This is a genomic window from Ensifer sp. LC11, from assembly GCF_001695835.1.
In the GTDB taxonomy this organism is placed as follows: Bacteria; Pseudomonadota; Alphaproteobacteria; order Rhizobiales; family Rhizobiaceae; genus Ensifer.
Genome location: NZ_MBSO01000012.1, coordinates 435344 through 457859, shown reverse-complemented (window position 1 = coordinate 457859; position 22516 = coordinate 435344). Strand labels below are relative to the sequence as shown.

General features: G+C 63.2%; 24 protein-coding genes and 1 pseudogene. 9 read left to right on the top strand and 16 right to left on the bottom strand.

The features are described from left to right. Positions 1 to 66: 66 nt before the first annotated feature. Genes BBX50_RS10870 through nthA form a run of 3 tightly spaced genes read right to left on the bottom strand, consistent with a single transcriptional unit; the run spans position 67 to position 1716 of the window. The gene (locus tag BBX50_RS10870; RefSeq protein WP_139108445.1) at positions 67 to 456 is read right to left on the bottom strand and encodes a nitrile hydratase accessory protein; all 390 of its coding nucleotides are present in this window, start codon (positions 454 to 456) and stop codon (positions 67 to 69) included. Further along, positions 425 to 1084 (bottom strand): nitrile hydratase subunit beta, encoded by a 660-nt coding sequence (gene nthB / locus BBX50_RS10865; RefSeq protein ID WP_065775306.1) that lies wholly within the window; start codon positions 1082 to 1084, stop codon positions 425 to 427. The genes BBX50_RS10870 and nthB overlap by 32 nt, the downstream gene beginning before the upstream one ends. Beyond that, positions 1081 to 1716 carry a nitrile hydratase subunit alpha gene (gene nthA, locus BBX50_RS10860; RefSeq protein ID WP_065775305.1) on the bottom strand — a complete coding sequence of 212 codons (636 nt, stop codon included), beginning with the start codon at positions 1714 to 1716 and terminating at the stop codon, positions 1081 to 1083. Before nthA ends, nthB begins: the two co-directional genes overlap by 4 nt. A gap of 209 nt (positions 1717 to 1925) precedes the next feature. Here nthA and BBX50_RS10855 point away from each other — a divergent pair. Then, positions 1926 to 3205, top strand: a pseudogene (locus BBX50_RS10855) (SDR family oxidoreductase). Beyond that, the gene (locus BBX50_RS10850; RefSeq protein ID WP_065775304.1) at positions 3205 to 3684 is read left to right on the top strand and encodes a DUF2269 domain-containing protein; all 480 of its coding nucleotides are present in this window, start codon (positions 3205 to 3207) and stop codon (positions 3682 to 3684) included. Before BBX50_RS10855 ends, BBX50_RS10850 begins: the two are co-directional and overlap by 1 nt. Here the strand turns inward: BBX50_RS10850 and BBX50_RS10845 are convergent. Next, on the bottom strand, positions 3676 to 4269 hold the full coding sequence (locus BBX50_RS10845; RefSeq protein ID WP_065775303.1) for a LysE family translocator: 594 nt from the start codon (positions 4267 to 4269) through the stop codon (positions 3676 to 3678). The genes BBX50_RS10850 and BBX50_RS10845 overlap by 9 nt on opposite strands. Before the next feature lie 167 nt (positions 4270 to 4436). Continuing rightward, positions 4437 to 5348, bottom strand: a complete 912-nt coding sequence (locus tag BBX50_RS10840; protein ID WP_065775302.1) for an MBL fold metallo-hydrolase — start codon at positions 5346 to 5348, stop codon at positions 4437 to 4439. 120 nt (positions 5349 to 5468) lie between these two features. Here BBX50_RS10840 and BBX50_RS10835 point away from each other — a divergent pair, with 120 nt between their 5' ends. After that, positions 5469 to 6374, top strand: coding sequence for a LysR family transcriptional regulator (locus BBX50_RS10835; protein WP_065775301.1), 906 nt, complete (start codon positions 5469 to 5471; stop codon positions 6372 to 6374). Between the two features lie 176 nt (positions 6375 to 6550). Continuing rightward, positions 6551 to 7396 carry an aldo/keto reductase gene (locus BBX50_RS10830; RefSeq protein WP_065775300.1) on the top strand — a complete coding sequence of 282 codons (846 nt, stop codon included), beginning with the start codon at positions 6551 to 6553 and terminating at the stop codon, positions 7394 to 7396. Between the two features lie 27 nt (positions 7397 to 7423). Here BBX50_RS10830 and BBX50_RS10825 read toward each other — a convergent pair whose 3' ends face one another. Continuing rightward, positions 7424 to 8386 carry an acyl-CoA desaturase gene (locus tag BBX50_RS10825; RefSeq protein ID WP_065775299.1) on the bottom strand — a complete coding sequence of 321 codons (963 nt, stop codon included), beginning with the start codon at positions 8384 to 8386 and terminating at the stop codon, positions 7424 to 7426. Positions 8387 to 8574: 188 nt separating this feature from the next. Here BBX50_RS10825 and BBX50_RS10820 point away from each other — a divergent pair, with 188 nt between their 5' ends. Beyond that, on the top strand, positions 8575 to 8916 hold the full coding sequence (locus BBX50_RS10820; protein ID WP_065775298.1) for a metalloregulator ArsR/SmtB family transcription factor: 342 nt from the start codon (positions 8575 to 8577) through the stop codon (positions 8914 to 8916). A 51-nt stretch (positions 8917 to 8967) separates the two neighbouring features. On the opposite strand, the gene BBX50_RS10815 is transcribed toward BBX50_RS10820, so the two are convergent. The 6 genes from BBX50_RS10815 to BBX50_RS10790 form a co-directional block, all read right to left on the bottom strand. Further along, entirely contained in the window at positions 8968 to 9999 is a 1032-nt protein-coding gene (locus BBX50_RS10815; RefSeq protein WP_244513130.1) for an NADP-dependent oxidoreductase, read from the bottom strand. Positions 10000 to 10256: 257 nt separating this feature from the next. Then, positions 10257 to 10760 (bottom strand): SRPBCC family protein, encoded by a 504-nt coding sequence (locus tag BBX50_RS10810; RefSeq protein ID WP_065775296.1) that lies wholly within the window; start codon positions 10758 to 10760, stop codon positions 10257 to 10259. Continuing rightward, positions 10744 to 11100 (bottom strand): metalloregulator ArsR/SmtB family transcription factor, encoded by a 357-nt coding sequence (locus BBX50_RS10805; RefSeq protein ID WP_065775295.1) that lies wholly within the window; start codon positions 11098 to 11100, stop codon positions 10744 to 10746. The genes BBX50_RS10810 and BBX50_RS10805 overlap by 17 nt, the downstream gene beginning before the upstream one ends. 231 nt (positions 11101 to 11331) lie before the next feature. Next, on the bottom strand, positions 11332 to 11916 hold the full coding sequence (locus BBX50_RS10800; RefSeq protein ID WP_201723467.1) for a GNAT family N-acetyltransferase: 585 nt from the start codon (positions 11914 to 11916) through the stop codon (positions 11332 to 11334). Between the two features lie 384 nt (positions 11917 to 12300). Further along, on the bottom strand, positions 12301 to 12873 hold the full coding sequence (gene ilvN, locus BBX50_RS10795) for an acetolactate synthase small subunit (protein WP_065775293.1): 573 nt from the start codon (positions 12871 to 12873) through the stop codon (positions 12301 to 12303). 22 nt (positions 12874 to 12895) lie between these two features. Then, positions 12896 to 14674: an acetolactate synthase 3 large subunit gene (locus BBX50_RS10790; RefSeq protein WP_065775292.1), complete on the bottom strand. Its 1779-nt coding sequence runs from the start codon at positions 14672 to 14674 to the stop codon at positions 12896 to 12898. 547 nt (positions 14675 to 15221) lie between these two features. Here BBX50_RS10790 and BBX50_RS10785 point away from each other — a divergent pair. Continuing rightward, positions 15222 to 16421 carry an NAD-dependent formate dehydrogenase gene (locus BBX50_RS10785; RefSeq protein ID WP_065775291.1) on the top strand — a complete coding sequence of 400 codons (1200 nt, stop codon included), beginning with the start codon at positions 15222 to 15224 and terminating at the stop codon, positions 16419 to 16421. A gap of 9 nt (positions 16422 to 16430) precedes the next feature. On the opposite strand, the gene BBX50_RS10780 is transcribed toward BBX50_RS10785, so the two are convergent. Continuing rightward, positions 16431 to 17498 carry an alkene reductase gene (locus tag BBX50_RS10780; RefSeq protein WP_065775290.1) on the bottom strand — a complete coding sequence of 356 codons (1068 nt, stop codon included), beginning with the start codon at positions 17496 to 17498 and terminating at the stop codon, positions 16431 to 16433. Positions 17499 to 17605: 107 nt separating this feature from the next. Here BBX50_RS10780 and BBX50_RS10775 point away from each other — a divergent pair, with 107 nt between their 5' ends. Then, a complete protein-coding gene (locus BBX50_RS10775) occupies positions 17606 to 18481 on the top strand; it encodes a LysR family transcriptional regulator (protein ID WP_139108443.1) in 876 nt (291 codons plus the stop codon). A 157-nt stretch (positions 18482 to 18638) separates the two neighbouring features. On the opposite strand, the gene BBX50_RS10770 is transcribed toward BBX50_RS10775, so the two are convergent. The 3 genes from BBX50_RS10770 to BBX50_RS10760 all read right to left on the bottom strand — a co-directional run bounded on the left by BBX50_RS10770 (position 18639) and on the right by BBX50_RS10760 (position 21224). Continuing rightward, positions 18639 to 19007 carry a hypothetical protein gene (locus BBX50_RS10770; protein ID WP_065775288.1) on the bottom strand — a complete coding sequence of 123 codons (369 nt, stop codon included), beginning with the start codon at positions 19005 to 19007 and terminating at the stop codon, positions 18639 to 18641. Positions 19008 to 19483: 476 nt separating this feature from the next. Beyond that, a complete protein-coding gene (gene cax / locus BBX50_RS10765) occupies positions 19484 to 20584 on the bottom strand; it encodes a calcium/proton exchanger (protein ID WP_065775287.1) in 1101 nt (366 codons plus the stop codon). Between the two features lie 163 nt (positions 20585 to 20747). Next, entirely contained in the window at positions 20748 to 21224 is a 477-nt protein-coding gene (locus BBX50_RS10760) for an Lrp/AsnC family transcriptional regulator (protein ID WP_065775286.1), read from the bottom strand. Positions 21225 to 21332: 108 nt separating this feature from the next. On the opposite strand from BBX50_RS10760, the gene BBX50_RS10755 reads away from it, so the two are divergent. Both BBX50_RS10755 and BBX50_RS10750 read left to right on the top strand, forming a co-directional pair. Then, entirely contained in the window at positions 21333 to 21890 is a 558-nt protein-coding gene (locus tag BBX50_RS10755; protein ID WP_065775285.1) for an alpha/beta fold hydrolase, read from the top strand. Between the two features lie 88 nt (positions 21891 to 21978). Next, positions 21979 to 22500 carry an ABZJ_00895 family protein gene (locus BBX50_RS10750; protein ID WP_065775284.1) on the top strand — a complete coding sequence of 174 codons (522 nt, stop codon included), beginning with the start codon at positions 21979 to 21981 and terminating at the stop codon, positions 22498 to 22500. The last annotated feature ends 16 nt before the right edge of the window (positions 22501 to 22516 follow it).

The window sequence follows — 22516 nt, the reverse complement described above, 5'->3', positions numbered from 1 at the left end:
CCCGCCTGCGGGGAGAAGGCTAGGATGAGGGGCAAATCCGCACGCTCATCCTGAAGCTCACCGCACCTACCTGAGCGGATCGTTCTCGATCACGATCGGCTTGCCGTGCGGCGTTGCCTCCGCGGCCCGCCGCCAACTCGCCGTCAGGTCTTCAAGCTCGCGGTCCGAGGCAAGCGAGAGCTCGGTGACGAGGCGCGACAGCGCTGCCACCCAGCAATCGTAATAGTCGCTGGCATCGGCCTTGCGGCCGGGCTTGTAGAGTTCGGCCGAAAGGGCTTCTGCCCATTCCGGCCAGGAGAACACGCCCTTTTCGTGCAGGCGCACGGTCATGGCAAAGGCGTTCGCCTGCCAGGGTTCGGCAAAGACCGGATCGCCCTCCGGCGATTTCGGCAGTTCGGCCGAAGCAATAAGCGGCGACGTCACCTTACACGTGCTCAAGGTAGCTCTCCCAGGCATCGATCGAGACCGTGAGCGTCGGGTCGGCGCCCTCGCCCCAGATCTCCGGGCCGTCGAAGACGACGGTATAGAGCCATTGCGGATTTTCGCCGCGGCCATGGGCGTTGTCGTCGGGGAAGACGAAGGAGCCCTGCACCGCCTCTACCCGGCCGAGCTTGGCGCGGGCATAGCGCGGCAGGCGCGTATGGGTTTCCGGATTGAAGTTCTTCGTCCGCACCCGCTCGCCGACCACAAAGCGCGGCGCCACCTCGACCGGGCGGTCACAGGGGCCGCCCTTGGCGAGTACGCCCGCCACCATATCGGCCTTCAACACCCTCTTCGGGCTCGCCCCCTGCTCCAGCATGTGACCGCCATCGAGCTCAGCCTGCGTGACGAAGCCATGGCGCTTCAGCAGCTTTTCCAGCGCCCGCGTCCAGATCTCGTAATAGCTTGCCGAAAGATAGGTCGCCGGCGGCAGGCTTTCGCGCGCATGCCGGCTTTCATCGATCGTCCAGGCACCGAAAGCGCCACAGGAGAGCGTGACACCGAGCGCCCGCTTCTCCCAATCCGCATGGAAATAGGGTTCGTCCTTTTCCGGCGCCACCGGGCCGAGGCCGTGGGCGCCACCGAGATCGTGCGGACCGTTCATCGCAGCGTCTCCCCGGAAAGGGCAAGCCCGGTGCCGATCATCGAATCGCGTGTCACAAGCTCCGCGAGTTCGTCTTCGCCGAGACCTTCGGTTCCCGCCGGGCGCTCAGGGATCACCAGATAGCGCAACTCCGCCGTCGAATCCCAGACGCGGATGCGCGTCATCTCCGGCAAGGTCAGTCCGAACTCCTGGAGCACGCCGCGCGGGTCGATGACGGCGCGCGAGCGATAGGGCGGCGCCTTGTACCAGACCGGCGGCAGGCCGAGCACGGACCAGGGGTAGCAGGAACAGAGCGTGCAGACGACAAGGTTATGGGTGTCGGGCGTATTGAACACGGCGCGCATATGCTCGCCCTGCCGTCCGGTATAGCTGAGGCTGGCGATCGCTTCCGTCGCATCGCGCTTCAGCCATTCGGCGAAGTCGGGATCGACCCAGGCCTTGGCCACCACGCGCGCACCGTTGCGCGGGCCGATCTTCGTCTCATAGGTCTCGACGATCGCGTCGATCGCCGCCGGGTCGATCAGTCCCTTTTCCGTCAGCACCGTTTCTAGCGCCTTCACCCGCGCTTCCATGTCGGTGAAGTGGTTGTCGTGGTGATGATCGTGATCGTGTCCATGATGATGTTCGGACATTGCCTGGCTCCTCGCAGCGGCGCACCCTTCGGGCGCGGACGGCGCTGCCTCCTCACTCGGGCGATAGTGGTAACTGATGAAATCCGGATTCGAAATCGATTTCGTCAGCGACCGGCGGCCAGAATTGTCACCGTAACAAGTCCGGCCGCGACTAAACTTTGGCGATACGGAATGCTGTCGCGCGCAACCGCCTCCGCTATTCTAGAACCATGAAGGTTCTGATTCTCGGCGCCACCGGTTTCATCGGCTCGGCCCTCCTCGATCGACTGTCAAGCGACGGACATGCAGTGACCGGCCTTGGCCGAAATGTCGCCCGCGCCCGGCTGAAGCGGCCGGACGCGCAATGGCTTGCCGCCGACCTCGCCGGGATGCGCAAGGCCGGCGACTGGCGACCGTTCGTCGAGAGCCATGACGTCATCGTCAACTGCGCCGGCGCGCTACAGGATGGTTTGGCAGACGACGTCGCGGCAACCCAGGAACGGGCGATGCTGGCGCTTTACGAAGCAGCGAAGGCATCGCCGATGCGGATCGTCCAGATCTCGGCGCCATCAGGCACTGCCGGCAGCGACAGCGCCTTCCTCGCCACCAAATTCCGTGCCGACGAGGCGCTGGCGGCAAGCGGCGTGGCGCATGTCATCCTGCGACCGGCGCTGGTGCTTGGCCGCAACGCCCATGGCGGCTCGGCGCTGCTGCGGGCCCTTGCCGCCCTGCCCTTCGCCATCCCGCTCGTCCATGCGGGCTCGCGTGTCGAAACGGTTGCCATGAGCGATGTTGCAGAGGCCGTCAGCGCGGCTTTGCGGGGCTGATGCCCGAAGGAAGCGATCTCGTGCTCGGCCACGAAGAAGCGCCGACCCTTGCCGAACTCGTGGCATTACACCGCCAATGGCTTGGCCTGCCCGCCGCCAGGGTGGTCTCGCTGCCCGCAGCGCTCGCAGCACCCGTCGGCTTGCTTGCCGATATCGCCGGCCGGCTCGGCTGGCGCTCGCCGCTGCGCTCGACCGCGCTTTCGGTGATGGCCGGCGGCGTTTCTGCCGCGGGCGCGACACTGGCCCCTGGCCCGTTCCTGTCCGCCCGGCAGAGCCTTTTCGCCAATCCATCGGGCGTTCAGGATCTCTGGTTTGCCCGGCTTTATCTGTTGAAGCCGCTGCTGATCGTCGGGCTCTCGCTGTTCTGGCTGCTTTCCGGGCTGATCCCGCTTTTTACCTTCGATGCCGCGAGAGAGCATTTCCTCCGATTCCTCCCGCATGGATCGGCAACCATGCTCACGCTGCTCACCTGCCTCGCCGATATCGCGCTCGGCATCGCCGTCCTCATCCGCCCTTTCTCGAGGCGTGCGCTGCTCGGCATGCTCGCCCTGACTGTCGCCTATCTCGCCGCAGCAAGCCTCATAGAGCCCGCTCTCTGGGCCGATCCGCTCGGGCCGCTCGTCAAGGTTCTGCCGTCGCTCCTCGCCACGCTGGCCGCCCTTGCCATTCTGGATGAACGCTGATGTTTGAGGAAGATCTGCTGCGCCTTGCCCATGTGATCGGCGCCGCGGTGCTCTTCGGCACCGGTGCGGGCATCGCTTTCTTCATGCTGATGGCCAGGCGCACGCGCGATGCCCGGCTGATCGCCCATGTCGCCGGCACCGTGGTGGTTGCCGATACGATCTTCACCGCCACAGCCGTGGTGATCCAGCCGATCACCGGCTATCTCCTCGCCAGGAGCATCGGCTGGTCGCTGAGCGAGGGGTGGATCGTGCTGTCGCTGATCCTTTACGTGGTCACCGGCCTCTTCTGGCTGCCGGTCGTCTGGATCCAGTTGCGGCTGCGCGATCTCGCTCGCCTTGCGACAGTGAACGGTGCACCGTTGCCGCCGGAATTCGACCGGCTCTACGCGATCTGGTTTGCCTGCGGCTTCCCGGCTTTCTTTGCCGTCACCGGCATCATCTGGCTGATGCTGACGAAGCCGCAGTTTCAGCTATTTTAGCATCGGCCAGAGGCTGACGACGAGCAGCACCGCCATGGTGATGTTGAACCATTTCAGCCGCGACGGTTCGGAAAGCCATTGGCGCAGCGCCGAGCCGAAACCCGCCCAGGTGGAAACGCTCGGCACGTTGACCAGCGCAAAGATGAGACCGACGACCAGAACGCTGAACAGGTAGCTGTCGCTGCTGGTGTAGGTGGCCATGGCCGAGACCGCCATGACCCAGGCCTTCGGGTTGACCCATTGGAAGGCGGCAGCCGCAAGGAAAGTCATCGGCTGCGCACTGGCCTTGCCTTCTGCAAGCGAGCGCGAGGTGCCGATCTTCCAGGCGATCCAGACGAGATAGGCGCCGCCGGCAAATTTCAACGCCGTATAGAGCAGCGGCACGGAATGCAGGAGCGCGCCGAGGCCGAAGCCGACGGCGATCAAAAGCACGAAGAAGCCGGCGCCAATGCCGAGCATATGGGGCACGGTGCGCAGGAAGCCGAAATTAACGCCCGAGGCGAACAGCATCATGTTGTTCGGCCCAGGGGTGATCGATGTGGTGAACGCAAACAAAAACAGCGCTAGAAGCGTATCGGCCTGCATGGCTTCCTCCGGCCCAATTGGGTCAGCATAATTGACCTATTGGCCGGCATCAGCCGCGAACTTGTCATGGTGACAAGTTGCTTGCGCCCTCCGGCCTCCACCTGAAGGGGAAACGGCGGCGTGGCAAAAGCCGTGTCGCCGAAATAATCAATGGAAGACGGCTGGTCTCAGCCCCACTTCATCTCGCCCTTGGCGACCTTGGCGCCGAGTTCCAGCGTCGAAACGCCGGGAAGATCGGGGTAGCGCTTGGTCATGGCCGCAATCAGCTCGCCACTGTCCTTGGCGGCAGCGGCCGCCTCGTTGAAAGCGACGAGATAGTCCCGGGTGAAGCCGATGGCCTCGACGCCCTCAGGCCCGCCCTTGCTCTTGTGCGCCGGCACGACGATTTCGGGCTTGCGCGTCGCCATGGCGTCAAGCGCCTCGATCCATTTCTGCCGCCCCTCGGTCGTCGCCTCGTCGGCCACCCAGACATGCGAACCGGAATAAACGAGCACGCCACCGAAGATCGCCTTGAGCTCCGGCACGAAGAGGTAGCGCCGGTCTTTCATCCCCTCGATCGTCACGATCTCAATCGTGTTGCCTTCGAGCGTCAGCGACGTGCGATCATCCGGCTGCGGCATCACCACATCGGCAAGCGTCTGCGGGCCGTTGTCCTTCAGTTGCGGCCCCCAGGTTTCGAGCTTGCCCTCAACATTGGCCTTGATCGCCTCGACGGTTGCCGAAGCTGCGATCACCTTGGCATCCGGGAAGGCTTCGACGACCGGCTTGAGGCTGAAATAGAAGTCCGGATCGTTGCAGCTCACATAGATGGTGGTCAGGCGCTTGCCCGTCGCCCTGATCGCCTCGGCAACGGCGCGGCCATCGGACAGCGTGAAGCCGCCATCGATCAGGATCGCTTCGCTCTCGCCGGTCAGGAGCACCGGCGTGCGGTCAAAGCCCGCCTCGTTTGCCTGGAAATAGCGCCATTCGAGCTTCGAGGCGGCCCTTACAAGGCTGCCGCCGATCGGCTGGACGAGGATCGCGGCACCGGCCGCCGCCACCGTCTTGAGTGCGGTCCGCCGGGTCAACTGGATCTGCATGACGTCTCCTTGGGCTGTCCATGGAACAGGCCGGCAAGATGGCGGCACCCGCGCTCTTGAAAAAGCCCTTTGCCGCGAACAGATTGTCCGATTAATTCAGACAATCACTGGAGAGGACGCATGACCGTAAACTTAAATCGCCTCTCTCATTTCGTCGCCGTGGTCGAAAGTGGTTCGTTCACCGCCGCCGCCGAAAGGCTGGGGCTTGCCAAGGCCGCCGTCAGCCATCAGGTCGCGCAGCTCGAAAAGGAGCTCGGCACGACGCTGCTCGCACGCACCACAAGGCGGCTGAGCCCGACCGCCACCGGCCAGCGCTTCTATGAACGCGCAGCGCTGATCCTGCGCGATGCCGAAGAGGCGGTCGGCGCGGTCTCGGCCGAAACCGAAATCCCGAGCGGCACGCTGACGCTGACGGCGCCGCTCGACTATGGCGCCAAGGTCGTGACCAACGCGGTCGCCGCCTATCTCGACGCCTATCCGGCGATGCGGGTGGACCTAAACTTCAACGACACCGTGCTCGACATGATCGAAAACCGGCTCGACCTCGCCATCCGTGCCGGCTGGCTCATCGACTCCAGCGAACGGGCAAAGCGCATCGGCACTTTCGAACAATATCTCGTCGCCTCGCCCGCCTATGTCACCAGGCTCGGCCAGCTTTCGCATCCCGAGCATCTGGCCGAGGCAGGCTGGATCGCCAATGGCGCGCTGAAGACGCCGCTCGAATGGAGATTTATGCGCGCCGGCGAAGAGACATCGGTCCTCGGCAAGGCACTGGTGACGGCCGACAGCACCGATTCCGCCCATTGCTGCGCCGTCGCCGGCATCGGTGTCGCGGTGTTGCCCGACTATCAGGTGCGCAGCGATATCGCCGAGGGCCGCCTCTTGCGTCTCTTCTCAGACTGGGCGCTGCCCTCAGGCGGCATCCATGTCGTCTATCCGCCCTCGCATTTCCGCCCTGCCCGCGTGCGTGCCTTCGTCGAGATCCTGCAGCGCATGGAGAAGGAGCGCGGGCGACTTGCCGGCTGAAGGACCATTCTCGAAAGACCGACGGCATGCGCTAGATTGCCCGCTACTGCATGTTTCCTGAAAGCGTTTCCGATTTAGGGGTAGAAACATACGACACTTCAAAGTGCTACAGCATCCCAGGCGTATCTTGAGAGGCGCGCGGCGCCATCGGCAATTCCGGCCGCAAGGAGAACAGCATGCACGATCCGATCCCGACAACCACGCTTCCGGATGGCCGCAACGTTCCGGTTTTGGGCCAAGGCACCTGGCGCATGGGCGACACGCCGGCCCGCAGGGCCGACGAGGTGAAGAGCCTGCAGCTCGGCCTCGATCTCGGCCTGACGCTGATCGACACGGCGGAAATGTATGGCAACGGCGCCTCGGAACAGGTGGTCGGCGAAGCGGTGCGGGGCCGACGCGACGACGCCTTCATCGTCAGCAAGGTGCTGCCCTCGAATGCGAGCCGGATCGGCACCGAAGCCGCCTGCGAGCGCAGCCTGCGCCACCTCGGCGTCGACCATATCGACCTCTACCTGCTGCACTGGCGCGGCGGTTATCCGCTGGCCGAAACCGTCGCCGCCTTCGAGGCATTGAAAAAGGCGGGCAAGATCGGCGCCTGGGGCGTCTCCAATTTCGACGTCGACGACACGGAGGAACTGCTCTCGGTACCGGATGGCGGCAACGTCGCTGTCAACCAGGTGCTCTACAATCTCTCGCGCCGCGGCATCGAATTCGATCTTCTGCCCTGGTGTCAAAAGCATCGCATCGCCATCATGGCCTACTCGCCGCTCGACGAGGGCCGCCTCCTGCGCAACCCGGATCTCATCCACATCGCCAAGGCGCATCAGGCAACGCCGGCGCAGATCGCGCTCGCCTTCCTGAAGAGCCGTCCCGGCGTCATCGCCATCCCGAAAACGGGTTCAGCGACACGCGCCCGCGAAAACCGCGACGCGATGGACATCCATCTGACGGCGGAAAACCTCGCCGACCTCGACCGCGCCTTCCCGCCGCCGAAACGCAAGCGCTCGCTGGAGATGATCTGACGGGCAGATGCTAACGCAGAGCTGATGCTAACGCAGAAGCGTGCGCAGGACCGGACAGCTTTTTCGCTGGGTATCCGGTCCTCCAACCGCCGCCGCGACACGCCTGAGACCGGCGCGCCGTTGCATATTGGACGGCAGCTTGATCGCCGAAGCCAATCCGAGATGCGAAAGCAGACGGATGAACCACCAGCCCAGATCGACCTGCCCAGCCTCGATCCCGAGCCGGGCGGACTCCGGAAAGGCGTGGTGGTTGCCATGATAGGCTTCGCCGAAGGTCACCAGACCGAACCGCGGCAGGTTGTAGCCTTGCACGGCGACGCCATCGACCCGCCACCCCTGCTCGCCGCCGCGATGGGCAAAGTGGCCGATCAGCCAGTGCCCGGTCAGGGAAACGGAAACACGCACCGCCACACCCCAGACGACCCAGGAAATCCCGCCAAAGGCGAAAAGCAATAGCGCCAGCGGCACTTGCTGCAGCATCCATGTCGCCTCGAGGAAGCGATAGAACCCGTCTCGGCGAACCCGTTCCTCAATCATGAACCGCGGCGGATGATCAAGCGCCAAGGCGCAATGCATCTGCCAGAACGCGTCCTCAAAAAACGGGCGGCGGTGGGCGAAGAGATCGTGACAGGCCTGCTGGCGCTGTGCCCAGTCGCGAATGTCGTGAGCATGGATCATGCCGAACGGCCCGGCCATGCCGACGAGCACCCCGAAGTAGACCAGTACACGTTCAAGCCAGAGTGGCGCCTGGAACGAGCGGTGGATCAGCAGGCGGTGCATGCCGACCGAATGACCGAGGCAGATCGTCAGCGCCGTGAGAACGACGAAGACCGCAAGGGCATCCACCGAAAACGTCATTGGCGCACCGATCAGGGCCACCAGCGTCATTGCGGCAATCCAGAGCGATTTGCCTGGAACCCAGACGACCTTACCGCTCACCGGGTCGCTTTCAAGCTCTGCAATCATTCGCCCGGTCGACACGACATCCATGGCACCCTCCGCTTCAAAACCTTGACCAGTTTTCAGGCAACACTGAAGGACCCGGTTGAAAACAACCGGCGCAGAAGTTATTTAGGAAATAAACTAACTACATACTTACCCGCGAATAGGTATTTAGGCAATATCCTAACTACCTGTTGACCGACCGATGGTCGGCTGCCGGCGGCAAAGGAGACGTTGTGGACGACGACACGCTCAACCATGAAGCAGGCGGATCGGCGCAACGCGTGTTCAACGCGTTATCCTCGCTGCACCGGCGCAAGATTCTGGCCTATCTCTCCGCTTCGAGCCTGACGGCAGGCGAAATCGCCGAGCGGTTCAACATGAGCAAACCCTCGGTGTCGCAGCATCTGACGGTGCTGGAAAACGCCGGCCTGATCACGAAGGAAAAACGCGGCCAGTTCGTCCACTACACACTCGTCACGAACAATCTGATCAACACGCTGAATGGTTTTGCCCAGGAGGTCTGCCCGGTCAGCCGCCCGCTCAAGCGGGAAAGCGAAGCCAAGGCGAAGTCTTAGAGGCACCTCGCATCCGCGCGGGTGCGCGGCGAGCCGCAATCGCAGCCTCCGTCACGCAGGCGGGCTTGTGAACTCCACCACCACCTTGCCTTTGGCGCGACCGGATTCCAGATAGGCAAAGGCATCTGCAACATCCTTGAACGGAAACACCCGATCGACGACGGGCCGGATCGCCCCGGTCTCGATGAGATCTGCGAGTTCGGCGAGCTCGGCACCATCAGGATGCATGAAGAGATAGCGGTAGGAGACGCCATGCTTCCGGGCGACTGCCCGTATCCGGTAGGATGCCAGCCAGAACAGCGCCCTCAGGGCCACGCCACGGCCGAGATCCTTCCGCGCCGTTTCGGGCTCAGGCATGCCGGCAATGGACACCACTTTTCCACCGCGCTTGACCACACTGAACGACTTTAGAAGCGTTTCGCCGCCGAGCAGATCGAAGGCGCCATCCATGTTGCGCAGCTGCTCCTCGAACCGTTCTGTCGTGTAATCGATCACCACGTCAGCGCCGAGGCCCTCGACAAGCGCGCGGCCACGGGGCGATGCCGTGGTTGTCACCTCCGCGCCCAGCCATTTCGCCAGCTGGATGGCAAAGGTGCCGACGCCGCCGGCGCCACCGGGTATGAAGACCCGGCTGCCCTGGCCCACATGAAGTTCGTCGCGCAGGGCCTGCAGCGCAGTGAGGCCGGCAAGCGGCACGCCGGCTGCCGCGTTGAAGTCGATGGAGGCGGGCATCTTCGCCAGAAACTTTTCGGGCACGACCGCATACTCGGCCAAACCGCCCATGGCTTCCTTGGGCATGCGCGCAAAGACCCGGTCTCCCGGTGCGAAGGACGTCACGCCCTCACCCAGCGTCTCGACGACGCCCGCAAGCTCGTTGCCCATCACAATCGGCAACGGATAGCGCTGGACGACCTTGAGCATTCCCTCCCGTGTCTTGTAGTCAACCGGATTGAGACCGGCGGCCTGCACCCGGACGAGCACGTCGCCGCGCGCCGGTCGCGGACGCGGCACGTCGCGCAACTCAGCAGCGTCGGGACCGCCGTATCGGGTCAGGACCAATGCCTGCATCGTCGTGGAGCTCATCCGGCACCTGATATCTTTTGAAGTTCTCTGCGGGATTAGTCGGCGAGAAATGCCGGCGAAGTCAACAACGCACGCGGCATCGGGCAATTTCAGCAACGGCTTCGCCTGCCCCTCATCCGGCCTGCCGGCCACCTTCTCCCCGCAAGCAGGGAGAAGGAACCCCGTGGCGAACGCTCGGCACAAATGCGTCGCAACGGCTGTGGCCTGGTTTTGGGAGCAGACGTTCCGTTCCCTCGAGGCGAGTTTCCCGACCCGCGCTACTCGCCTATGCTGGAAAGCAATTCGTCGAGCTGCTCCAACTGCTCCGGCAATGCGGCCGCCGAGCCCTGTAGTGCCTCCTCAAGCGCCTCCTTGGACGGATAGACTTCGCGAAACTTCAGGAGTGTCTTCCCGCCTTGGTCCTCGAAGGTCACGGTCGTGATCGCGCCCTCTTCGCCCTCGTCGTTGGTCCAGACGATGCGCTCGTTCGGCACCACTTCGAGATACTTGCCATAGAAGGCCATGGTGTCCGAACCGCCGGCGCCGAATTCCAGCCGATATTTGCCGCCGGTACGGACGTCCATCTCGCACGACACGAGCGAAACGCCGGATACCGATTTTGGCACCCACCAGCGCTGGAACAGATCGGGTTGGCTCCACGCCCTGTAAACCGTGCTCGGCGGCGCATTGAATGTCCGCGTTACGACGAGCTCGCGATCTCCTCTGCGCTCGACTGACGTGCGGTTCTGCGCACCATCTGCACTGTCAACTTGCCGAGTCATCGCTTCCCTCCTGTTTCATTTCGCTGATGATTTCGTCCAATGCTTCGAAACGGGCCTCGAAGAGCTTGCGATGCGCCTCAATCCACTCGGCCTCCGCCTTGAGGCCGCGTTTCCCAAGCTTGCACGTTCTCACCCGTCCGACCTTCTGCGTGACGACGAGCCCGGCCCGCTCGAGAACCTGGACGTGCTTCTTCATGCCGGTCAGCGTCATCTGGAACTTATCCGCGAGACTGGTGACCGACGCGTCCCCTCGCCCAAGCTGATCGATGATCCCGCGGCGGGTCGCATCGGACAGCGCCGCAAACGAGAGATCGAGGGGAGGACTTACATACTGAACCATGTAGTTCAGTTTCTAACCTGCTAGCGCAGGAAGCGCAAGCGTCCCGAACTTTCCCCACCGGTCGTCCGAGGTCATGCACCGCGGCGGCGGCAGCAAAAATCGTCTGCTGCGGGTCAAAAGCGGACCTTCGAGCCGCTGGTGAACGAACGTCAGCTTTCAGCGCCTGCTCCCCGACCGCTGCCCGCCGGCTAAGGGCCCCATATGCCACAAACTACCCGATCGAACTGAAGCTCAACGGGGCCCCCGCAGCATCGGGACGAGCGTCGGCGACGAACCGGCCTGGATCGCGCCGAGCGGTTCGAAGCCGTGGCGCCGGTAGAACGGAATGTTGCGCGGGTTCGAGGATTCCAAATAGGCTGGCGCGTGATCGCGATCGCACCGAGCGAGTGCGTACGCCATCAGGGCGTCGCCGAGACCTTTGCCTTGATGCGCCGGGTCGACGCCGATCAGGGGCAGGTACCAATGTGGTTCGGTCGGGTGGTACGTGGCCATCTGTTCGAATATGGCCGTGGTTTCGGGGGTAAGAGAGGGCGCGACCGTGCTCTCGATCACCGCAACAAGTGCTTCCTCGTCGGAATGCACCCCGGGCGGTAGCCACAGTGCCGTCCCGGCGTAACCGTCAGTGCAAAAGGCGCTTCCGTTTGAGAATGCGCTGCTCCCGAACGCCCGGATCATGCGCGGCATGGCCGCAAGGTACTGGTGTGCCTGCGGCCAGGTCCATCGCGCCATAGGATCCGCTGCAAATGCCAGCATGACCGTTTCGACCGCCAGATCTTCCTCGGCCTCTGCCATGACTCTCACTGTTGGCGACTTCACAATGCCCTCCTGACGTAGGTGGTCCGACGAGCCGCCGCGCCCGTTCTCAGCTAAGCATCGTAACCTGGATGGCGTGGGAGTGATACCAGTGGCTGTTGTCTCAGCGGTTCCGGGTTCGCTTCGGTCCATTCGGGCTTTCGACAGGAGCCAAGAGGAGAAGTCGTTGGATGCCTGTTCAAAGTCAATGCGGACCGGCCGCGTCTCTCGATGTCATCCCGCAAGCTGCCCGTCCGCTCTCGGTCCCGTTTTGGGCATCGCCGAGCACGGCCCGGCTGACGGCATTCCCCTCTCTGCAGGCGGGAAGAGAGGGGCACACCAAGCGTAGAAGGCAATCCTGCCTAGAGCCTCGCGCAGAGAGCGCAAGGCCCCTCACCTGCCCGAAAATCACATGCCCTGCGGGCCGCGGTTCATCGCCGCAATGCCGGTGCGGCAGACTTCGATGAGGCCGAGCGGCTTCATGATGGCGATGAACTGCTCGATCTTCGACGGCTTGCCGGTGATCTCGAAGACGAAGTGATCGATGTTGGCGTCGATAACAGAGGCACGGAAGGCGTCGGCAAGCCGCAGAGCCTCGACACGGTGGTCGCCCGAGCCGTGGACCTTGACGAGCGCCAGTTCGCGCTCGATCGGCCGGTCATGGCCAAGGCCGGCGGCCCGCACCGTCAGGTCGACGACGCGGTGGACCGGAACCAGCCGTTCGAGCTGGTTCTTGATCTGGTCGAGCACGTGCGGCGTGCCGCGCGTCACGATGGTGATGCGCGACAGGTGCGCCTCGTGTTCCGTTTCCGAAACCGTAAGGCTTTCGATGTTGTAGCCGCGGCCGGAGAACAGGCCGATGACGCGGGCAAGGACGCCCGGCTCGTTGTCGACGAGAACCGAAAGCGTGTGGGTTTCGGCGAGCTCGGTCTCCTTGGCGATGAAGTAGGCGGAGCCGGTCGGTTGAAGGTGTGCGTTCATGTGAGTGGTTCCTCTACCTATCTCAGACCAGCTGACGGCCCTTGGCGTCGATCGCGTTGGCGACCGCTTCGTCCGTGGCTTCGTCGGGCAACAGCATCTCGTTATGGGCCTTGCCCGAGGGGATCATCGGGAAGCAGTTGGCGAGATTGGCGACACGGCAATCGAAAATGACCGGTGCCGGCGTGTCGATCATCTGGCGGATCGCAGCGTCGAGCTCGCTCGGCTTTTCGCAGCGGATACCGACGCCGCCATAGGCTTCCGCCAGCTTGACGAAGTCAGGCATCGCCTCGGTGTAGGAGTGCGACAGGCGGTTGCCGTGCAGCAGCTGCTGCCATTGACGCACCATGCCCATGTACTGGTTGTTCAGGATGAAGATCTTGACCGGCAGGCCATACTGAACCGCGCAGGACATTTCCTGGATGCACATCTGGATCGACGCATCGCCGGCAATGTCGACGACGAGGCTGTTCGGGTGCGCGACCTGAACGCCGATGGCGGCCGGGAAGCCATAACCCATGGTACCGAGACCACCCGAGGTCATCCAGCGGTTCGGCTGTTCGAAGCCGAAGAACTGGGCCGCCCACATCTGGTGCTGGCCGACTTCGGTGGTGATGTAGGTGTCGCGGCCCTTGCTGAGCTCATAGAGCCGCTGGATCGCGTATTGCGGCATGATGACGTCGTCGTTCGGCGCATAGGCCAGCGAATTGCGGGCGCGCCACTTGGTGATCGTCTCCCACCAGTCGGAAAGCCGCGTCTTGTCGGCCGACTTGGAAGCGGCGCGCCACAGGCGGACCATGTCTTCCAGAACCGTGCCGACATCGCCGAGGATCGGCACGTCGACGCGCACGTTCTTATTGATCGACGACGGGTCGATGTCGATGTGGATTTTCTTCGAATTCGGCGAAAACGCGTTGAGGCGGCCGGTGATGCGGTCGTCGAAGCGGGCGCCGATGCAGACCATGACGTCGCAGTCATGCATCGCCATGTTGGCCTCATAGGTGCCGTGCATGCCGAGCATGCCGAGCCAGGCCTTGCCGGAAGCCGGATAGGCGCCCAGCCCCATCAGCGTCGAGGTGATCGGGAAGCCGGTCAGTTCGACCAGTTCGCGCAGCAGGTGCGAGGCTTCCGGACCGGAATTGATGACGCCGCCGCCGGAATAGATGATCGGCTGGCGCGCGTTGCGCATCAGCTCGACCGCTTCCTCGATCTTCTTCAGATCGCCCTGCTTCTTCGGCTGGTAGCTCTTCTGGGTCGGAACGGCGGACGGCGGCGTGTAGGTGCCGGTCGCAAACTGCACATCCTTCGGGATGTCGACGACAACCGGGCCCGGACGGCCGGACTGGGCGATGCGGAAGGCCTCATGGATGATGCGGGCGAGATCGTTGACGTCCTTGACCAGCCAGTTGTGCTTGGTGCACGGCCGGGTGATACCGACGGTGTCGCATTCCTGGAAGGCGTCCGAGCCGATCAGAGGGGTCGGAACCTGGCCGGAGATGCAGACGAGCGGGATCGAATCCATCAGCGCGTCCTGCAGCGGCGTGACGGCATTGGTGGCGCCGGGGCCCGACGTGACCAGCATGACGCCGACCTTGCCGGTGGAGCGGGCATAACCTTCGGCCATGTGGCCGGCGCCCTGCTCGTGGCGAACGAGAATGTGCTGGATATCGTCCTGCTGGTGGATTTCGTCGTAGATCGGAAGCACGGCGCCGCCGGGATAGCCGAAGATATGCTCGACGCCGTTGTCTCTCAGAGCCTGGAGAACGATCTCCGCGCCTGTCATCTGGTTTTCTGTACCGCTCATTGACTTGCTTCCGTCCCTTTTCCCAGTTGGGTGCTTAGCTTGTTTGAAGGCATAAAAAAAGGCCCCGTCAGGAGCCTCGTTCAGCGCATGGGTGGCTACCGCCGGATGGTTACACCATCCTGCCCATGCGCCGTCCCACCACAAGAATAACCGCGAAATTTTTCATGGGCCGAGTTGATAACCACAAAAGCCCTAGGCGTCAACGGCTTTTCGGAAATGCTGAACAACGGAGACGCGATGCGCTGAAGGCAATGCCCGCGCCGGCGGCGTCTGATCGCAAGCGACATTCGGGCCGCTGCACTTGAAACCTTGCTTCTCTCCTCCACTTTTCCTCTAAGTAGTGCCAACGCTACGAACGCGGGAGCCCTGCTGCATCGGTCCCCAAATCGAGGTCGATCGAAGGCCATGCAGAAGCCAACGTTACAGCGACGTGCTGGCCACAGTTCATTCAACAGAGCACATCGCCCTGCTGTTCGTCCGCGGTGACCGGCAGCGTTGAGAGTGTCGAGGGCCTCCCTCTTCGTTTTCTCGATGAAGGGAGATGGAAATGGCAAAGGTCGTTTGCGTCCTCTACGACGATCCGGTCGACGGATATCCCACAAGTTACGCGCGGGACGGGCTGCCGAAACTCGAGCGCTACCCCGGCGGCCAGGCGCTTCCCACGCCCAAGGCCATCGATTTTCAGCCGGGAACGCTGCTGGGCAGCGTCTCCGGTGAACTGGGCCTGAGGCCGTTTCTCGAACGCCTGGGACACAGCCTGGTCGTCACCTCCGACAAGGACGGTCCCGACAGCGTCTTCGAACGCGAGCTCGTCGACGCCGAAATCGTGATCTCGCAACCCTTCTGGCCGGCCTACCTGACGGCCGACAGGATCGCCAAGGCGAGCAAGCTGAAACTCGCAATCACCGCCGGCATCGGCTCGGATCACGTCGATCTCCAGGCCGCGATCGATCGCGGCATCACCGTGGCCGAAGTGACCTACTGCAACTCGATCAGCGTCTCCGAACACGTGGTCATGATGATCCTCAGCCTGGCGCGCAACTATATCCCCTCCTACCAATGGGTCGTCAAAGGCGGCTGGAACATCGCCGACTGCGTCGCGCGCTCCTATGACATCGAGGGGATGGAAATCGGTACGGTCGGTGCCGGGCGGATCGGCAGCGCCGTGCTTCGCCGGCTGAAGCCGTTCGACGTCAAGCTGCATTATACCGACCGCCATCGGCTCCCCGACGCCGTCGAGAAGGAACTCGGCGTCACCTTCCACGAGACGGCGACAGATATGGTGCCCGTTTGCGATGTCGTCACCATCAACGCGCCGCTCCACCCGGAGACGGAGAACCTCTTCGACGAGGCGATGATCGCCAGGATGAAGCGCGGCGCCTATCTGGTGAACACGGCGCGCGGCAAGATCTGCAACCGCGACGCGGTAGCCCGCGCGCTCGATAGCGGCCAGATCGCCGGCTATGCCGGCGACGTGTGGTTCCCGCAGCCGCCGCCCAAGGACCACCCCTGGCGTTCGATGCCGCATCACGGCATGACGCCGCATATTTCGGGATCGTCGCTGTCGGCCCAGGCCCGTTATGCCGCCGGCACGCGGGAGATTCTGGAATGCTGGTTCGAAGGCAGGCCGATCCGCGAGGACTATCTGATCGTCGCCGGCGGCAAGCTCGCCGGCGCCGGCGCGCACTCCTATAGCGCCGGCGATGCGACGCGAGGGTCTGAAGAGGCGGCACGTTTCAAGGGCTGAAGGCAGCTCTCAGGCGGACGCGGCCAGTGCCGGGTAGTCGATGTAACCCTTCTCCGTGCCGCCGAAATAGGTCATGCGGTCCGCCTCGTTCATCGGCGCATCGGCCTTCAGCCGATGGACGAAATCCGGATTGGCAAGCAGCATCTGGCCGTAGGCTTCCAGATCAGCGAGCCCCGATGCCAGGTCAGAACCAATCTCGATGCGCGGACGGCCGGGCCTGTTCAGGATCAGCGGCTGTCTCCAGAGTTGGCGGATCGAGGCGAGAAGCGGCTCGTCGCCCTGTTGCATGATATGCAGATAGGCGAGCCCCAACTTGTTGAGCTCGGCAACCAGGTGGCGATAGAGATCCGGTCCTTCCGCGCCCTCGTCGATGCCCCACATCGAAAGGCCCGGGGACAGGCGCATCGCCGTCCGGTCCGCGCCGATCTCCTCGGCGATCGCTGTGGCCACCTCGATCGCGAAGCGCGCGCGGTTCTCGATCGAGCCACCGTATTCATCACTTCGGTTGTTGGCGCTCGGGGCAAGGAACTGATGGACCAGATAGGCGTTTGCGCCGTGGATCTCGACGCCATCGGCACCGGCCTCGACCGCGCGGCGGGCCGCGTGGCGGAAGTCGGCGACGGTCCGGCGGACCTCCTCGGTCGTCAGCGCATGCGGCGTCGGAATATCCTGCATGCCCTTCGCCGTGAACATCGGGCTGCCCGGCGCGATCGCCGAGGGCGCGACGCCCTGCCGGTGATGCGGCGTGTTGTCCGGATGCGACATGCGCCCGGCGTGCATGAGCTGGATGAAGATACGACCGCCTCTGTCGTGCACGGCCGAAGTGATCTTCTGCCAGCCGGCGACATGCGCGTCGGTGTAGATGCCCGGCGTGGTCATATAGCCCTGACCATCGTCCGAAGGCTGAGTGCCTTCGGTTACGATCAGGCCGACGCTGGCGCGCTGGGCATAGTATTCGGCAGCATGCGCCCCGGGCGTGCCGTCAAATTCGGCGCGGCTGCGCGTCATCGGCGCCATGACGAGACGGTTGGCGAGTGTGTAGCGGCCGATGCGGACGGGGGTGAATAGCAGGCTCATCAGGCTCTCCTTTGAGACTTCCTTTGTCGGGACCCCTTGTCCATCATTCCACCATTGAGATAAATACGGATAAACTGAAATTACTGTTCCATTGATGGAGCAATATGATGACCCATCTGAACGACATGGCGCTTTTCGTCGAAGTGGCGAAGGTGAAAAGCTTTCGAAAGGCCGCCGAGGTCGTCGGCATGCCCAACTCCACCCTGTCGCGGCGGATCAGCGAGCTGGAGAAGGCGATCGGATTGAGGCTCCTCAACCGCACGACACGCAAGATCGAACTCACCGAGGCCGGCCAAATTTACTTTGAGCGCAGCAAACGCATCGTCGACGAGGCGCGCCTGGCGCACGAGCAGCTTGGCGCCATGCTGGAGCAGCCGAGCGGCCTCTTGCGCGTGTCGATGCCGGTCGATTTCGCCACCGTCTACCTGACGCCGCTGATCGCCGAATTCGCCCGGCTCTATCCAGGCATCACCTTCGAGTTCGACCTGACGTCGCGACGCGTCGACCTCGTGGCAGAGCCTATCGACGTCGTGATCCGCATGGGCGAGCTGAAGGACTCCCGCCTGATCGCGCGGCTGCTGGGCCGCCATCCGCGCTATCTCTATGCCTCGCCGAGCTATCTGGAGATATCCGGTGAACCGGGAGCGCCGGCGGCCCTGACACAACACCACTGCATCTGCATGCCAAGGGTAAACAGCTGGACGCTGGACGACGGTCGCGAAACGGTCGAGGTCTCCGTCGGCGGTCGCTTCACACTCAATAACGTCGGAATGATGCGCGCGCTGGCGGTGAACGGTCAGGGCATTGCCCTGCTTGCCGAGCGTATCGTTGCCGACGACCTTACCGAGGGCCGGTTAAGACGCGTGCTGCCCGAGTGGCAAGGATCGTCCGTCTCGGTCCACGCCATCACCGAAACCCGGCTGCTGCCGGCCAAGACCCAGCGCTTCATCGAATTTCTGCAGGAGCATCTGGGCCGGATATAACCCACAGCGCCGCGCGCCCTATCGAACGCGCAAAGGTCGCCTGTAGCACCTTGAATTACTGCATGTTTTTGTCCTTAAACCGGCGAGGATTTAAGGCAACATGCAATAGCTCGATTTCCGACGCGCCGGAAAGATCCGGCACCTCGTTCGTTCTTCGCTAGAACCGCGAAAAACCGGTGAGCGGCGGCATGATGAAGCCGCGACCGTCGCCGATGAAAGGCGCAAGCCCCTTCGCCACTTCCTCGTTCGGAGCGCCATAGACCTCGAGCCGCTCCACCGCACAGTGGGCGGAGACGTTGTTGATGTGCGCATCCGACATCTGCCAGTGGCTGAGCACGTCCTCGGAGTTGCGGTAAAGCTGAATGCTCACCGCCTGCATCGCCTTCTCGTCGATGAAGGTCTGCACCATCAGCTGCGGCGCGTGGCTTTCGACGAAGTTGATCGCGCTTTTTACCGCCTCGCGGAATTCGTCGAGATGGCCGGGTGTGATGCGCATCAGGTTTCGGAAAAGCAATTGCTCGGTCATGCGTCCTCCATGGTGCTTGTCATGTCGCGTGGCTCTCCGGGCCGGATTCGGACCGGAAAGGACATGCGGATGAGCCGTCATGGAGAAGCTTGTAGGACCTCAAGTAAAGTTGAGGTCAAGACACATCGAAGCCACAAGGATTTTAGAGATCGACACCCTCTCGTGCACCTCGCATTAACGCTTGCCGTGGAAGATTAGCGCGGCTGCATGAAGCAGCTCCAAGAACAAGGGCAATGATATGCTTGACCTTTCCGTGCTCACACCCCTCCTCCTCAGTTTCGGCGCGATCTACCTGTTCTTCCGCTGGGTCGTGTTCGATATGAACGCCCCGAAATAGACCCGCGCGCCCAAGGCTGCCTGGGTGCTGACCTGCGATCCAGAGCGCACGCAGGCGTCCCCCTATTCCTCGCCCCCCTTATTCCTTGCCCGCTTTACGCGTTCCCGACGATCCGCAGTTCGCTCCTTACCGGCTTGCCTCAGGGCTGCACCTGCGGCGGCAGCAGAAACAGCGTCATGGCGAAGATCATGTAGACCGTCAGCGCCAGCACGCCCATGTACCAGGCGGAACGGCCACTGTTGGAAAGCAGCGTCGCGGCCATGGTCGCGACCAGCATCATGACGATGGCGCCGGGCCAGAACTGCAGGTCCATCGGCTGCGGCCCAAGCACATAGCTCAAGAGCACCAGCAGCGGCGCAACGAAGAGCGCGATCTGCACGGCACTGCCGAGCGCGATGCCGACGCTCAGGTCCAGCCGGTCCTTGCGCGCGGCGGAAAAGGCCGTTGCCATCTCGGCCGCAGCACCCACGAGCGCGACGACGACGAAGCCGACGAAGGCCGGCGTCATGCCAAGCTCTTCGGCCGCCACCTGGACCGAGCCGACGAAGACTTCGCTGACGAGCGCCACCAGAACCGTCACCACCAGAAGCACGCCGATGCCGGTCGAAAGCGGCCAATGCGCCTCCTCTCCGCCATGCTCCGAACCGGCGGAGACGAAGAGTTCGCGATGGGTGCGGAGCGAAAACAGCATCCAGAGCCCGTAGGCGATGATGAGGACAACGGACAGGCCGGCGCTCAATTGCTGGGTAAAAGGCGTCTGCGGCTGGCCGTCGGCCGCGCCAATGAGCGATGGCACGAGCACCGCGATCGTCGCCATGAACAAAAGGCTCGCCTGGAAGCGCGCATTCACCCGGTTGAACTCCTGGAGATGATAGCGCAGGCCGCCGAAGAGGAACGAGCCTCCGAGCATGAAGAGCGTATTGGTGACGATGGCGCCGGCGAGCGAGGCCTTGACCAGCAGGTACTGGCCGGCGGCGAGCGCCATCAGCGCGATGACAAGCTCCGTCAGGTTGCCAAGCGTGGCATTGAGAAGCGCCCCGACCGTATCGCCGGTGCGTGCCGCAACCGCCTCCGTCGCCTGGCTGAGCAGTGCGGCCAGCGGCACGATCGCCGCCACCGAAAGCAGGAAAAGCAAGGTGTGCGCCTGCGGCCAGATGTGCTCACCAGCGATCGCGACGGGCACAAAGACGAGCAGCCACAGAATGGGCGTCCGGGCGATAGTGGCAATTGCATTGCTCATGGTTTCCCCCCGCCCGTTGAGCACGTGCAGCCAGGAACACGTCTCGCAGCACCAGGGGCTCGACGACGGGCGCTTGGCCAAGCTATGAATTATCCCGCGTCGCGCGCAAATCTGCATTGACTTTAATCAAGTCGAAAAGTGTCCCAGTCCCGGCGCTGGGGCCCTAAATCCGCTGGATCAGCGCCCGCCCGATCGGCTTTGGCGCCTCGGCGCTGAGCACGAGCGAGGTTGTGACCGCGCCAAAACGGGCAATCGTGTCGACGATGGTCTCCAGTTCGCCCGGTGTCGGCACCAGCACCTTGAGGAGGAAGCAATCCTCGCCCGTCAGCCTTAGCACCTCGATCACCTGCGGCATCTCGGCGAACTGCTTGAGGCAGGCGCGGATATGCTCATGCGTCGTTTTCAGACGGATCACCGCCATCATGCCAAGGCCAAGGCGCGCCGCATCGATGCGGGCGCCATAGCCTGAGATGATGCCACGCTCCTCCAGCCGCTTGACCCGCTCCGAGGTCGCCGGCTGCGACAGGCCGATGCGGCGACCGAGTTCCGAGATCGCGATGCGCCCGTCCTCCTGCAGCACCTCGATGATGGCGATGTCGGTCGGGTCGAGGGACGACCGGCCGATACGGGCAAATGACATGTCTCACCTTTAATTCATCGGCAATGAGCTGCGCTTTCCGATGATTGCGCATTCATGCCTGGAGTGGAAGCTGTCAGTCTCTCCGAGCACGAGAATGAGAGGAAGGCAATGAGCGATATCATCATTTTGCCCGGCATCGGCGGATCCGGAGAAACGCATTGGCAAACCCACTGGGAGCGCAGCGAAGCCCGCGTCCGCCGCTTCAAGCCGAGCGACTGGGATCGACCGGACCTGGAAGACTGGATCGCAGCGCTCGACCGCGCCGTTGCCGAAGCCGAGGCGCCGCCGCTGCTGGTCGCCCACAGCCTTGCCTGCCTGCTCGTCGCGCACTGGCAGAAGGCGTCCACCCGCGCGGTCGCCGGCGCCTTTCTCGTCGCCGTTCCGGATCCGGCGTCCGGCGCATTTCCGCCAGAGGCCAAGGGCTTCGCCGAGGTGCCGGATGGCCGCCTCCGTTTTCCTTCGCTGATCGTCGCAAGCTCCAACGATCCCTTTGGCAGCGTTGAGTACGCGCAGGAACGGGCGGCGCAGTGGGGCAGCGACTTCGTCGAGGCCGGAGCTCTCGGCCATATCAACAGCAAGAGCAGGGTTGACGACTGGCCGGAAGGGCGAGCGCTTTTTCAGATCTTTGCCGCGGCCGCCGAATGCGTATCCTTCGCCACTGACTGAGGTGAGCGAACGCACGGAATGCGCCGCCTTGCAAGTTATGCGCTAGCCGTGCGAAGTGGTGCCACAACCACCGCACCAGGAATCGCCCGTGACCCCGACTGTGCCGCTGACGCCCTATTACCGTTACTGCGCCCTCACCACCGTCGCTAAATTGGCGGCCATCTTGGCCGGGGTGATCGCCTACGAAATCTACGTGGGCCCACTCCCCGAGGGGATTGAATACGGCCTTTGGCCAGCGTCGATTATGCTCCCTTCGTCCTTCACGGCCATCCGGTTCGTGCAAAATCATCGCAGAATCCCGACCGACGAAGAGAAGAGACAGCTTTCCCGCGTCTCCTTCGGCTTGAACGTGATAATCGGTACCCTGCCGTTCATTGCGGTCGTTGCCTGGTATTATGCAATGGCGTTTCTTGTCGCGGACCCAGCGTATCAACTCTACTACTACGCCTACTGGCAAAAGGCTGTTTCCCTGTTCATATCCCTGGGTCCGGGTCTCTGGCTCCTGCTTGCTGGCTTGCTGGCGTTCAGCCTCACAGTCTCCTATCTCATGATCCGCTGGCAGTATGGGGGTATGGCTCAGAAGATGGCTGCACGGCTGCCGTCACCCTGACGAGCGTCCAGGGCTG

Excerpts from the sequence above, each read along its gene's own strand:
- BBX50_RS10870 (WP_139108445.1), bottom strand. The coding sequence starts at position 456 with ATGCCTGGGAGAGCTACCTTGAGCACGTGTAAGGTGACGTCGCCGCTT.
- nthB (WP_065775306.1), bottom strand. The coding sequence starts at position 1,084 with ATGAACGGTCCGCACGATCTCGGTGGCGCCCACGGCCTCGGCCCGGTG.
- nthA (WP_065775305.1), bottom strand. The coding sequence starts at position 1,716 with ATGTCCGAACATCATCATGGACACGATCACGATCATCACCACGACAAC.
- BBX50_RS10850 (WP_065775304.1), top strand. The coding sequence starts at position 3,205 with ATGTTTGAGGAAGATCTGCTGCGCCTTGCCCATGTGATCGGCGCCGCG.
- BBX50_RS10845 (WP_065775303.1), bottom strand. The coding sequence starts at position 4,269 with ATGCAGGCCGATACGCTTCTAGCGCTGTTTTTGTTTGCGTTCACCACA.
- BBX50_RS10840 (WP_065775302.1), bottom strand. The coding sequence starts at position 5,348 with ATGCAGATCCAGTTGACCCGGCGGACCGCACTCAAGACGGTGGCGGCG.
- BBX50_RS10835 (WP_065775301.1), top strand. The coding sequence starts at position 5,469 with ATGACCGTAAACTTAAATCGCCTCTCTCATTTCGTCGCCGTGGTCGAA.
- BBX50_RS10830 (WP_065775300.1), top strand. The coding sequence starts at position 6,551 with ATGCACGATCCGATCCCGACAACCACGCTTCCGGATGGCCGCAACGTT.
- BBX50_RS10825 (WP_065775299.1), bottom strand. The coding sequence starts at position 8,386 with ATGGATGTCGTGTCGACCGGGCGAATGATTGCAGAGCTTGAAAGCGAC.
- BBX50_RS10815 (WP_244513130.1), bottom strand. The coding sequence starts at position 9,999 with ATGAGCTCCACGACGATGCAGGCATTGGTCCTGACCCGATACGGCGGT.
- BBX50_RS10810 (WP_065775296.1), bottom strand. The coding sequence starts at position 10,760 with ATGACTCGGCAAGTTGACAGTGCAGATGGTGCGCAGAACCGCACGTCA.
- BBX50_RS10805 (WP_065775295.1), bottom strand. The coding sequence starts at position 11,100 with ATGGTTCAGTATGTAAGTCCTCCCCTCGATCTCTCGTTTGCGGCGCTG.
- ilvN (WP_065775293.1), bottom strand. The coding sequence starts at position 12,873 with ATGAACGCACACCTTCAACCGACCGGCTCCGCCTACTTCATCGCCAAG.
- BBX50_RS10790 (WP_065775292.1), bottom strand. The coding sequence starts at position 14,674 with ATGAGCGGTACAGAAAACCAGATGACAGGCGCGGAGATCGTTCTCCAG.
- BBX50_RS10785 (WP_065775291.1), top strand. The coding sequence starts at position 15,222 with ATGGCAAAGGTCGTTTGCGTCCTCTACGACGATCCGGTCGACGGATAT.
- BBX50_RS10780 (WP_065775290.1), bottom strand. The coding sequence starts at position 17,498 with ATGAGCCTGCTATTCACCCCCGTCCGCATCGGCCGCTACACACTCGCC.
- BBX50_RS10775 (WP_139108443.1), top strand. The coding sequence starts at position 17,606 with ATGACCCATCTGAACGACATGGCGCTTTTCGTCGAAGTGGCGAAGGTG.
- BBX50_RS10770 (WP_065775288.1), bottom strand. The coding sequence starts at position 19,007 with ATGACCGAGCAATTGCTTTTCCGAAACCTGATGCGCATCACACCCGGC.
- cax (WP_065775287.1), bottom strand. The coding sequence starts at position 20,584 with ATGAGCAATGCAATTGCCACTATCGCCCGGACGCCCATTCTGTGGCTG.
- BBX50_RS10760 (WP_065775286.1), bottom strand. The coding sequence starts at position 21,224 with ATGTCATTTGCCCGTATCGGCCGGTCGTCCCTCGACCCGACCGACATC.
- BBX50_RS10755 (WP_065775285.1), top strand. The coding sequence starts at position 21,333 with ATGAGCGATATCATCATTTTGCCCGGCATCGGCGGATCCGGAGAAACG.